This window comes from Pseudomonas sp. HMWF006 (genome assembly GCF_003061205.1).
Taxonomy (GTDB): domain Bacteria; phylum Pseudomonadota; class Gammaproteobacteria; order Pseudomonadales; family Pseudomonadaceae; genus Aquipseudomonas; species Aquipseudomonas monsensis.
Window position 1 is genome coordinate 1 of sequence record NZ_QAIU01000617.1, and the last position, 12,007, is coordinate 12,007.

Annotated in this window: 7 protein-coding genes and 1 pseudogene; 5 read left to right on the forward strand and 3 right to left on the reverse strand. The window is 60.9% G+C overall.

All coding sequences use genetic code 11. From position 1 onward, the window contains the following. Positions 1 to 131 precede the first annotated feature (131 nt). On the forward strand, positions 132 to 2,054 hold the full coding sequence (locus DBR24_RS28665) for an acetyl-CoA hydrolase/transferase C-terminal domain-containing protein (RefSeq protein ID WP_128616381.1): 1,923 nt from the start codon (positions 132 to 134) through the stop codon (positions 2,052 to 2,054). A gap of 138 nt (positions 2,055 to 2,192) precedes the next feature. On the opposite strand, the gene DBR24_RS28670 is transcribed toward DBR24_RS28665, so the two are convergent. Together DBR24_RS28670 and rep are read right to left on the reverse strand one after the other, a co-directional pair. After that, complete coding sequence (locus DBR24_RS28670; RefSeq protein WP_003229440.1) at positions 2,193 to 2,765, reverse strand: xanthine phosphoribosyltransferase; 573 nt, start codon at positions 2,763 to 2,765, stop codon at positions 2,193 to 2,195. 57 nt (positions 2,766 to 2,822) lie between these two features. Then, on the reverse strand, positions 2,823 to 4,832 hold the full coding sequence (gene rep / locus DBR24_RS28675) for a DNA helicase Rep (protein WP_123469818.1): 2,010 nt from the start codon (positions 4,830 to 4,832) through the stop codon (positions 2,823 to 2,825). A 262-nt stretch (positions 4,833 to 5,094) separates the two neighbouring features. On the opposite strand from rep, the gene DBR24_RS28680 reads away from it, so the two are divergent. Continuing rightward, positions 5,095 to 6,768: a bifunctional diguanylate cyclase/phosphodiesterase gene (locus tag DBR24_RS28680; protein WP_123469816.1), complete on the forward strand. Its 1,674-nt coding sequence runs from the start codon at positions 5,095 to 5,097 to the stop codon at positions 6,766 to 6,768. Positions 6,769 to 6,950: 182 nt separating this feature from the next. On the opposite strand, the gene DBR24_RS28685 is transcribed toward DBR24_RS28680, so the two are convergent. Further along, positions 6,951 to 8,348 (reverse strand): NorM family multidrug efflux MATE transporter, encoded by a 1,398-nt coding sequence (locus DBR24_RS28685; protein WP_128616382.1) that lies wholly within the window; start codon positions 8,346 to 8,348, stop codon positions 6,951 to 6,953. Positions 8,349 to 8,506: 158 nt separating this feature from the next. On the opposite strand from DBR24_RS28685, the gene DBR24_RS28690 reads away from it, so the two are divergent. From DBR24_RS28690 to DBR24_RS28700, 3 genes and pseudogenes are all read left to right on the forward strand, one after another. Continuing rightward, positions 8,507 to 9,427 (forward strand): LysR substrate-binding domain-containing protein, encoded by a 921-nt coding sequence (locus tag DBR24_RS28690; RefSeq protein ID WP_123469812.1) that lies wholly within the window; start codon positions 8,507 to 8,509, stop codon positions 9,425 to 9,427. A 183-nt stretch (positions 9,428 to 9,610) separates the two neighbouring features. Continuing rightward, positions 9,611 to 11,587 (forward strand): methyl-accepting chemotaxis protein, encoded by a 1,977-nt coding sequence (locus tag DBR24_RS28695; protein ID WP_128616383.1) that lies wholly within the window; start codon positions 9,611 to 9,613, stop codon positions 11,585 to 11,587. Positions 11,588 to 11,806: 219 nt separating this feature from the next. Then, positions 11,807 to 12,007 (forward strand): annotated as a pseudogene (locus DBR24_RS28700) (DUF4432 domain-containing protein); the annotation flags it as partial.

Consider the following 12,007-nt stretch of genomic DNA (forward strand, 5'->3'; position numbering starts at 1 on the left):
TTTCTGGATGTGCTTGCACCAAGCACCGCACTCGCCTATTTCACTTTTTTCGCATTAATTGCCTTCCCTCGGAAGTAAATCCCCGGCAATCTCGGTCTACCCCTATTCTCGGAACGGGCGGGAGGCTTCAGATGGTGCAGTTGTGTTCGATCGAACAGGCAGTGGACGAGGTGCTGGCGCGTTTGCCGGCGCATATCCACATGGGCATGCCGCTGGGCCTGGGCAAACCCAATCACTTCGTCAACGCGCTGTACCGGCGGATCAAAGGCCTGCCCGAGCGGCAACTGACGATGTATACCGCGCTGTGCCTTGGCCGTCCGACGCTGGGGGATGGTTTGCAGAAGCGCTTTATCGAACCCTTCGTCGAGCGGGTGTTCGGCGACTATCCGGAATTCGATTTCCTCGCCGACCTGCATCACGACAGCCTGCCCGCCAACATCCGTATCGAACAGTTTTTCATGCAGCCCGGCAGCCTGCTCAACAGCGCGCCGGCCCAGCAGGATTACGTCAGCAGCAACTACAGCCACGCCGCCCGTGACATCAACGCTGCCGGGCTGAACCTGGTGGCGCAACTGCTGGCCAGCAGCAGTGAACACCCGGACCGTCTGAGCCTGAGCTGCAACCCGGACATCACCCTCGACCTGTTGCCGATGATCGCCAAGCGCCGCGACGCCGGGGAAACCATTTTGCTGGTCGGCCAGGTGCACACCGATCTGCCGTACATGCCCGGCGACGCCGAAGTCGATATCGACACCTTCGACCTGCTGATCGACGCGAAGGACAGCAGTACGCTGTTTTCCACGCCGAACATGCCGGTGGGGTTTCAGGATCATTTCATCGGTTTGCACGCCAGCACGCTGGTGCGCGACGGTGGCACCCTGCAGATCGGCATCGGCTCGATGGGCGATGCCCTGACCGCCGCATTGCTCGCACGTCAGGCGGATAACGTCGGATACAAAGCTTTACTCGATGACATCAACCTCAGTCAGTGGGCGCAGTTGATCGAACGGGAGGGTGGCACCGCGCCGTTCGCCAAAGGCCTGTACGGCTGCAGCGAAATGTTCGTCAACGGTCTGCTGGTGCTGGCGGATGCCGGGATCATCCGGCGCAAGGTCTATCCCGACGTGCAGACGCAGGAACAGGCCAACGCTGGCACCCTCGATGAGGCCGCGCAGACTGACGGCATCTCGGTGCATGGCGGTTTCTTCCTCGGCCCGCGCAGTTTCTACGAGCGCCTGCGCGAGTTACCGCCGAGTAAACGCCTTGAATTCAACATGACCCGCATCAGCTACATCAACGAGCTGTACGGGCAGGAAGCATTGAAGCGCTTGCAGCGACTTGATGCGCGGTTCATCAACACCGTGTTCACCATGACGTTGCTGGGTGCGGGCGTCGCGGACCAACTGGAAGACGGGCGGGTGCTCAGTGGCGTCGGTGGGCAGTACAACTTTGTTGCCCAGGGCCATGCGCTGCACGATGCGAGGTCGATTCTGATTCTGCGCAGTTGGCGTGAGTCCGGCGGCGATGTCAGCTCGAACATCGTTTGGGAATACGGCCACTGCACGATCCCACGACACCTGCGCGACATCGTGGTCACCGAGTACGGCATCGCCGATCTGCGTGGCAAGACCGATGCGGTGGTGATCGAGTCGTTGCTGAACATCAGCGATTCCCGTTTCCAGCAGGGGCTGATCGAGCAAGCGCAAAAGGTCGGCAAACTGCCAAAGGATTTCCGTCTCGATCCGCGTTTCGCCGAGAACACCCCGCAACGCTTGCAGGCGATTGCCGCGAAGCATCCGAACCTGTTTCCGGAGTATCCGCTGGGTTGTGATTTCACCGCGATCGAGCGCGATCTGTTGCGGGCGCTGAATTGGCTGAAGAGCAAGTTCAAGCTGACCGAGATTCTGGAACTGGGCAAGGCCGCGCTGGATGCGCCGGAGCCGTCGATGTTCCCCGAGCATCTTGAGCGAATGCAGCTCACAAACCCGGAAGGCCTGAAAGAAGACCTTTTCCAGCGCCTGCTGCTCACTGGCTTGAAGGCCACTGCGCAATAAAAAACGACAAAAAAACCTGTGGGAGCGGGCTTGCCCGCGATGGCGGTGTATCAGTCAACTTGGATGTTGAAGGATAGTGCCCCATCGCTGGCAAGCCAGCTCCCACAGGTATTGCGTTGAGCTTGCGGCTTTCAGAGGTTATTCGATGAAGGTAACGACGCCATCCTTCAGCGATTTCACGCGGGCCAGCGATTCAACGCGATAACCCTGCGAATCCAGCTCGGCACGGCCGCCCTGGAACGACTTCTCGATCACGATGCCCAGGCCGGCCACGGTGGCACCGGCCTGCTTGATGATCGAGATCAGCGCTTGCGAGGCCTTACCGTTGGCCAGGAAGTCGTCGATGATCAACACGCGGTCGCTGCTGGTCAGGTGACGCGGGGAGATGGCCACGGTGCTTTCGGTCTTCTTGGTGAACGAGTAAACGGTCGCCGACAGCAGGTTTTCGGTCAGGGTCAGGGACTGTTGCTTGCGCGCGAAAATCACCGGCACACCGAGGTTCAGACCGGTCATGATTGCCGGGGCGATGCCCGAGGCTTCGATGGTGACGATCTTGGTGATGCCCGAATCCTTGAACAGCGTGGCGAATTCGTCGCCGATCAGCTTCATCAGGGCCGGGTCGATCTGGTGGTTCAGAAAGGCGTCGACTTTCAGGACCTGGTCGGAAAGCACAATGCCTTGTTCGCGGATTTTCTGGTGCAATGCTTCCATGAAGCTGTCCTCATTTGGCACTTGGTGCGCCGAAGGTCTAGTAAAAAGGGGTCAATTCTAGCGCTTTAACATCGCGCGTATATCGGCCAATGCGTTGTTGCCACGCACGGCTTTGACTTCGGTCGGTGTGTCGTCGTTGCCTTCCCACGCCAAGTCGTCCGGCGGCAGCTCATCAAGGAAGCGGCTCGGCGCGCAGTCGATGATCTCGCCGTACTGCTTGCGCTTGGCGGCGAAGGTGAAGGCCAGGGTCTGACGGGCGCGGGTGATGCCCACGTAGGCCAGGCGGCGTTCTTCTTCGATGGTGTCGGCTTCGATGCTGGAACGGTGCGGGAGGATTTCCTCTTCCATGCCCATGATGAACACGTAAGGGAATTCCAGACCCTTGGAGGCGTGCAAGGTCATCATCTGCACGCCTTCGGCGCCGTCCTCTTCCTCCTGCTGACGCTCGAGCATGTCGCGCAGGACCAGTTTGCCGATGGCGTCCTCGACGGTCATTTCGCCTTCTTCGTCTTTCTCGAGGGTGTTTTTCAACGCCTCGATCAAGAACCAGACGTTACCCATCCGGTAATCGGCAGCCTTGTCGCTGGAGCTGTTGGTGCGCAGCCAGTTCTCGTAGTCGATGTCCATGACCATGCTGCGCAGCGCCGAGATCGGGTCTTCGCCAGCGCACTGCTCGCGGACCTTGTCCATGAAACGCTTGAAGCGCGCCAGACGATCGGTGAAGCGGCTGTCCAGGTGTTCGCCCAGACCGATTTCGTCGGTGGCGGCGTACATCGAGATTTTGCGTTCGGTGGCGTAGTTGCCGAGTTTTTCCAGGGTCGTCGAGCCGATTTCCCGGCGCGGCACGTTGATCACGCGTAGGAAGGCGTTGTCGTCATCCGGGTTCACGATCAGGCGGAAGTAGGCCATCAGGTCTTTCACTTCCTGACGGCCGAAGAAACTGTTGCCACCGCTCAGGCGGTACGGCACCTGGTGGTGCTGCAGTTTCAGCTCGATCAGCTTGGCCTGGTAGTTGCCGCGATAGAGGATCGCGAAATCGCTGTACGGGCGGTCGGTGCGCAAGTGCAGGCTGAGGATTTCCATGGCCACGCGCTCGGCTTCGGCGTCCTCGTTGCGGCAGCGGATCACACGGATCTCGTCGCCGTGGCCCATCTCACTCCACAACTGCTTTTCGAATTCGTGCGGGTTGTTCGAGATCAGCACGTTGGCGCAGCGCAGGATGCGGCTGGTGGAGCGGTAGTTCTGCTCAAGCATTACCACTTTCAAGGACGGATAGTCGTCCTTGAGCAGCATCAGGTTTTCCGGCCGCGCACCGCGCCAGGCGTAGATCGACTGGTCGTCGTCGCCCACCACGGTGAACTGGTTGCGCTTGCCGATCAGCATTTTCACCAGAAGGTACTGACTGGCGTTGGTGTCCTGGTATTCGTCGACCAGCAGGTAGCGCACCTTGTTCTGCCACTTTTCGAGAATGTCGGCGTGCTCTTCGAAGAGTTTTACCGGCAGCAGGATCAGGTCGTCGAAGTCCACCGCGTTGAACGCCTTGAGCGTGCGCTGGTAGTGGGTGTAGACGATGGCGGCGGTCTGTTCCTTGGGGTTGCGCGCATTCTCCAGCGCCTGGGCCGGGAGGATCAGGTCGTTTTTCCAGGCGCCGATCATGTTCTTGATCTCGTCGACGCCGTCGTCGCCCGCGTATTCCTTCTGCATGATGTCGGTCATCAGGGCTTTGACGTCGGTCTCGTCGAAGATCGAGAAACCGGGTTTGTAGCCCAGCCGCGCGTGTTCCTTGCGGATGATGTTCAGGCCGAGGTTGTGGAACGTGCAGACGGTCAGGCCGCGACCTTCACCGGCACGCAGCAGGGTGCCGACCCGCTCCTTCATCTCGCGCGCGGCCTTGTTGGTAAAGGTCATGGCGACGATGTACTGGGCGCGGATGCCGCAGTTCTGGATCAGGTGCGCGATCTTGCGGGTAATCACGCTGGTCTTGCCGGAGCCAGCGCCGGCGAGCACCAATAGAGGGCCGCCGACGTAGTTCACGGCTTCTTGCTGCCGGGGATTGAGTCGGGACATACGAAAATTCGGGAGTCGTTGACGAAATGGGCCGGCATTTTAACAGGCTCAGCGATTTGTGCTGCTCTGTCCGACTTGTGACGCACCACGCGATTCAAATTTGCCGGTTTTGTTACTTTCGCGGAGGATGCACGGTGATTTTGCGGCTAATGTTCTCATTCGTGACACAAAATAACGTTCTGATAACCGTTGTCATTTGGTCATTGAACATCGCAACGGCATAATGCCCCGCCCACATCATTGCAGAGTCTAGGGAGCTAGCTTGTCTACGCCTGTCGAACCCTTGCGTTTGCTGCTACTGGCCGAAGCGCCAGCGTGGACAGCGTTATTGCGTGAGTGTCTGGCTCCGATGGGGAGCGCGGCGGTGCTGATCAGCGCGCCGAGCTGGGAGTCGGTCAGCCGTTTGTTCGAAGACAACCGTCACGCGGTGTTGTTGACCGTACCCGCGTTGCAACCGGCCCCGGGCCGTTGCAGCCTGCCGACGGTATTGCTGCTGGAGCACGAACCGGCCACTGCGCCCGTTGGCGTCAGCGACTGGCTGGTGTTCGACGCCCTCGACGCCGGCATGCTGCGGCGTTGCTTGCGTCATGTGCGCGAGCGCGGCGTGCTCGAAAACACCTTGCAACGTCTGGCCGAACAGGATCCGCTGACCGGCATCGCCAACCGCCAGGGCTTCCAGACCCTGCTCACGGCGCGCCTCGCGGAAAACGACGGGCGTGGCCTGGCCCTCGGACACCTCGACCTCGACAACTTCCGTCACGCCAACGACGCCCTTGGCCATCAGGCCGGCGACCGTTTGATCCTGCAAGTCGTCGCACGGCTGAAAAGTCAGCTCGAAGCCGGTGATCAACTGGCGCGGCTGGGCAGCGATGAATTTGCCCTGCTGATCGACACCCGCCGTGCACCGCAGCGCGCCGAGTGGATGGCCGAACGTATCACCGAAGCCTTGTCCGAACCGTATTGGGTCGATGGTGAAAGCCTGTTGATCGGCTCCAGCCTCGGCATCGCCCATGCCCGCGCACAAGGGGGCGCCGACCCGCTGATGTGGCACGCACACATCGCCATGCAGCAGGCCAAGAGCACCCAGGGCTGCACCTTCCATATCTTCAACGAACGCATCAACCGCAACGCACGGAGCATGGCCGACCTCGAAAGCGAGCTGCGCCGGGCCTTGCGTCGCGACGAGCTGGAACTGCATTACCAGCCACGGCTGAACATGGCGGACGGGCAGATCGTCGGTCTCGAAGCGCTGGTGCGCTGGCGTCATGGCGAGCGCGGCTTGCTGCCGCCGAGCGAATTCGTGCCGCTGGCCGAGCAGAGCGGCTTGATCGTGCCGCTGGGGTACTGGGTGATTTCCCGGGCCCTGCGCGACATGCAGGCGTTGCGCGAACGTGGGCTGCCGGCGCTGCACATGGCGATCAACCTGTCGTTCCGCCAGTTTCAGGACAGCCAGTTGCTGCCGACCCTCAGCCGTTTGATCGCCGAGCGTGGTGTTGAAGCGCAATGGCTGGAATTCGAACTGACCGAAACCGCCGTCATGCGCCGCAGCGATCTGGTCAAACAGACCATGGACGCCCTCGGCCGCCTCGGCGTGCGTTTTTCGCTGGATGACTTTGGCACCGGGTTTTCATCGTTCGTGCACCTCAACAGCCTGCCGATCACTTTGTTGAAAATCGACAAGAGCTTCGTCGGCGGCATGGAGCAGCGTGAAGAGAACCGCAAACTGGTGCACGCGATGATCAATCTCGCGCACAACCTGCATCTGGAAGTGGTGGCGGAAGGGGTCGAGACGCCGGAGCAACTGGATCTGTTGCGCGGGTTTGGCTGCGATCAGGTGCAGGGTTATCTGATCAGCCGGCCGTTGCCGCTGGCGGAACTGGTTGAGTACCTGACCTTCGGCGCCAGCCAGCAGCCCGCACTGGAAATCGTCAGCTAAATCCATAACTCAATTTGGAACAACATTGTGGCGAGGGGATTTATCCCCGTTCGACCGAGAAGCAGTCGCAAGACCATAGCACTGGACACATCTGATAAACCCCAGCTACCGGTTTTGGGGTGGCCTCGCCACCCATCGGGGATAAATCCCCTCGCCACAAAAGCTCACTCCTACAAGGGATCTCAGTCGGTCTGGGCGACTGTGTATTGATTGGATGACGCAGGCTCCCGCCGAATCATCCGCTTCATCTTCCACTCAAACGCCAGGGTCAGGCTGATCGCCGCACACGCCAGGCCCAGCGCCAGCCCCCACCAGACGCCCGTCGGCCCCCAGTTGAGGTGGAACGCCATCCACCACGCCGCCGGCGCGCCGATCAACCAATAGCAACCGAGCCCGACCAGAAACGTGGTCTTGGCATCCTTGAGCCCACGGATGCAGCCCATGGCGATCGTCTGGGTGCCGTCGAACAGCTCGAACCACGCAGCCACTGCCAGCAGGCTCACGGCCAGGCGAATCACCTCGGCAAACGCCGGATCATTGTGATCGAGGAACAACCCGACCAACTGATTCGGCAACAACCAGAACACCATGGCAAAACCCAGCATCACCACCGCGCCGAAGGCGATGCCGACCCGTCCGGACATCCGCGCATCGTTCAACTGCCCGGCGCCGTAATGCTGGCCGACGCGCATGGTGATGGCGTACGACATGCCCGCCGGCACCATGAACGCCACCGAGACGATTTGCAGGGCGATCTGGTGCGCGCCCATCTGCGTACTGCCCATGGTGCCCATGCACAAAGCCGCAAAGGCAAACAAACCCACTTCCACCGCATAGGTGCCGCCAATGGGCAGGCCCAGGCGCCAGAGCTCCTTGAGGTATTGCCGGTTCGGCCGCGACAGCCCGGCGCGCAGCGGGTAAGCGTCGTAAGCCGGGTGCCGGCGGATATGCCAGGCCAGCGCCAGTGCCATGCAGCTGGCTACAATGGCCGTGACCAGGCCGATGCCCGTCAAACCCAGTTTCGGCAGGCCGAACATGCCGGTGATCAGTGCGTAATTGAGCAGGAAGTTGGCCACGGTGCCGCCCAGGCTGATGACCATCACCGGGGTCGCCCGGCCAATCGCGCTGGTAAAGCCGCGCAGGGCCATGAAACTCAAATAGCCGGGCAGGGCGAAGGGCAGGGCAATCAGAAATTGCCCGGCGGCAATGACGTTGGTTTCGGTCTGGCCGAACAGCAGCAACAGCGGTTTGAGATTCCACAGCAGCAACCCGGCGCCCAGCGCCATCAGCCACGCCAGCCATAATCCGGCCTGAGTCAGACGTGCCGCGCCGATGATGTCGCCAGCACCCTGACGGATCGCGACCAGCGTGCCGACCGCTGCAATTACACCAATGCAGAAGATCGACACGAACGAATAACTCGCCGCCCCCAGACCGCCACCGGCCAGTGCCTCGGGGCTGATGCGCGCCATCATCAGGGTGTCGGTCAGCACCATCAACATGTGCGCCAACTGAGAAGCGATCAGCGGCCCCGACAGCCGCAGGATGGCCCAGAGTTCGGTACGCACAGGTTGCTGCATGATCTTCACCACTCATTTAAAGAGGGAACAGGGAGCCGTCGATTCTCGGCGCTCAAACGGTTTCGCACAAAGGGATAAAAAGGATGGGTGGCATGAGTCAAACTCATCCAGGGCAGATTCTGCTAAGTTGGCCGCATCCCGCTATAGGAGCTTTCCGAATGTCTCGTCGTCTTCCTCCCTTGTATGCCTTGCGCGCATTCGAAGCGGCGGCGCGGCACAGCTCGTTCACCCGCGCCGCCGAGGAGCTGTCGATTACCCAAAGCGCGGTCAGCCGGCACATTCGCACCCTCGAAGAGCATTTCGCCTGCAAGTTGTTTCATCGCAGTGGGCGCAACCTGCAACTCACCGAGTCGGCACGGATGCTGTTGCCGGGGATTCGCGAAGGTTTCGCCGCCCTCGAGCGAGCTTGCAATACCTTGCGCGCCGAAGACGACATCCTGCGGATGAAAGCGCCATCGACCCTGACCATGCGCTGGCTGCTGGCGCGGCTCAGTCGATTCCGGCACTTGCAGCCAGGCAACGAGGTGCAACTGACCAGCGCATGGATGGACGTGGATTCGGTGGACTTCAACAACGAGCCTTTCGACTGCGCGGTGCTGCTCAGTGACGGGCACTTCCCGCCGGACTGGGAGGCCAGTCTGTTGTTTCCCGAAGAGCTGATTCCGGTCGGCGCGCCGAACCTGCTCAACGACCAGCCCTGGGACGTTGCGCGCCTGGCCTGCACCGAGCTGTTGCACCCGACCCCGGATCGGCGCGACTGGCGCAGCTGGCTGGAGCACATGGGGCTGTCTGATCAGGTCTCGCTCAAGGGCGGTCAGGTGTTCGATACCCTGGAACTGGGGATGATCGCGGCGGCGCGTGGTTACGGGGTGTCGATGGGCGACTTGCTGATGGTCGCCGAAGATGTCGCTCAGGGGCGCCTGAGTCTGCCGTGGCCGACGGCCGTCGCCAGCGGGCTGAATTATTACCTGGTGTGGCCGAAAACCCGTCCGGGAGGTGAACGTTTGCGCCGTCTCAGCGATTTCCTCCAAGGCGAAGTGCGAGCCATGGAGTTGCCGGCGGTTGCACGCTTGAGCTGAAACGTTAGAGCCGCCACAATGCCGGCCTTGTGCCATAACCTTGTTTTCCGCTCAAGTATTCGGATCCACCGCCGAATACGTGCTTGTGGCACCGTCGTGCCGGTGTCCACGATTCACCCCACAACCAGAAAAATTTCCGAGTCGAGATCAAGGAGGATCACGTAGCTCGGCCAGGAGCTGCCCATGTCTCAACCTCGCGCCCGGATCGCCTCGCAGCTGGGCCTCGCGCTCGCCGTGATACTGGCGATTGTCATCAGCGGCAGTACGGTGTTCGCCCTGCGTTCGCTGGATACCGCCAACCTCGCCACCCGTGAAGAGCATCTCGCCAGCGAGGCGCGACTGCTGGCCGACCAGTTGAGCACTTTTCACGGCACGCTGCGTGAAAGCACCCAACGCCTGAGCGGGTTGTTCGAGAAGCGCTTCAGCAGCGGTCTGAGCATTCATCCGGATGAGCCGGTGACCGTGGCCGGTACCCAGACCCCGGGCCTGCACCTGGGCGACGAAGTGTTGAACAACAACTTCAAGCAAGTCGACGAGTTCAAGCAGATGACAGCGGGCGTCGCCACGCTGTTCGTGCGCAGCGGCGAAGACTTCGTGCGGGTCAGCACTTCGCTGACCAAACAGGACGGCACGCGCGCCATCGGCACCTTGCTCGATCATGCGCACCCGGCTTATGCGAAGTTGATGGCGGGGCAAGGTTACGTCGGCCGTGCCTTGTTGTTCGATCGCTCCTACATGACCCAGTACACCCCGGTGCGCGATGGCAGCGGCAAGGTGATTGCGGTGTTGTTCGTCGGCTTCGATTACACCGATGCGCAGAACATCCAGTTCGACAACCTGAAGCGCTTCCGCATCGGCCAGAGCGGTTCGCTGGCGTTGCTGGATGAGCAAAACAAATGGCTGGTCGCGCCGGCGGGGGTGCAGGCGCTGGATCAAGCGGTTCCGGTGATCAAAGGTCTGGCTGCGAAACCGGGCAAGGGTGAGTTCTGGAGCGACACCTCCGAAGACTTCTACAGCATCGCCGTGCCATTCGATGGCGGGCCATGGTCGGTCGTGGCGAGCATGCCGAAAGCCGAGATTCGCGCGGTGACCTGGAGTGTCGGTACGCAACTGGCCATTGGCAGTCTGTTGGCGATGCTGCTGGCTGTGGGTTCGGTGGTCTGGCTGCTGCGCAGCAAACTGGCGCCGCTGAGTGATCTGGTGCGACAGGCCGAAGCCTTGGGCGCCGGTGATCTGAGCGTGCGCCTGAACGTGTCGAGCAACGACGAAATCGGTCAGTTGTCCCGCGCGTTCAACCAGATGAGCCAGGCACTGTCGACCATGGTCGAGCACATCCGCCGCGCCTCGGAGGAGGTCAACAGCCGGGCACAGGCGCTGTCCGGTTTGTCCGGTGGCGCGTACGAAGGCATGGAGCAGCAGTCCGGGGAAATCACCAGCATGGCCGGCGCCGTCGAAGAGTTCAGCGCCACCTCGCTGAACATCGCCGACAACATGGGCAACACCCAGCGTCTGGCCCAGGAAAACGCTCAGCAAACGCAGATCGGTCGTAGCTCGATGGAAGAGGCTTCTTCCTCGCTGGAGCAAATTGCTGGCGCACTGAACACCACTGCTACCGTGATCAACACCCTCGGCCAGCGCTCCCAGGAAATCGGCGGCATTGTCAGCGTGATCACTTCGATTGCCGAGCAGACCAATCTGCTGGCGCTGAACGCTGCGATTGAAGCGGCGCGTGCCGGTGAACAGGGCCGCGGTTTTGCCGTGGTGGCGGATGAGGTGCGCAGCCTGGCCTCGCGCACCCGTCAGGCGACCGATGAAATTTCCAGCATGATTCACAGCATCCAGCAGGAAACCGGCAACGCAATCAGCACCATGGAACAGGGCAATGTGCTGATGCAGGAAGGTTTGTCGCGTAACGCGAATGTTGCTTCGGCGCTGGCGCGGATCGACGAGCAAAGCCGTTCGGCGGGGCAGCAGTTTGCGGCGATTACCACGGCCACTCAGGAGCAGAGCAGCACTGCGACTCTGTTGAGCAGCAATTTGCAGAGCATCGCACTGGCCAACAGTGAGCAGCGTGAGGTTGTGTCGAACCTGGCTGTTACCGCCAAGGAGCTTGAGAAGCTGGCGGCGGATTTGCGTTCCGAGGTTGATCGCTTTCGTTGATGCGCGGCTGAAATAGCTTTCGCGAGCAAGCTCGCTCCCACATTTTCCGGGGTAGCTCACAAATTGTGTGAACACCCGAAAACCTTGTGGGAGCGAGCTTGCTCGCGAAGGCATCCCTGCCAATTCTTGATAAATCACACGATCGCAAGCTCCGTTACACTTGCTGAAACGTTTCCGCAGCGCTATAAAAATGGCACAACTCCAATAAAGGCTGCTGCCATGACCCCGCTCAAACTCGCCGTCGCCCTCGGCGCATTCTCTGCTGCTTCCCACGCCATGGCTTGGGATTACGTCCTTCTCGATACCAACAAGCCTGCGCAAAACTGGAGTATTACCAGTGAGCAACTCGGGGTGAAAACCGACAAACCCTTTTCCGTGAGCCTGCGTACCTTGCACGGTGGGCGGCAGGAAGGGGTCAGC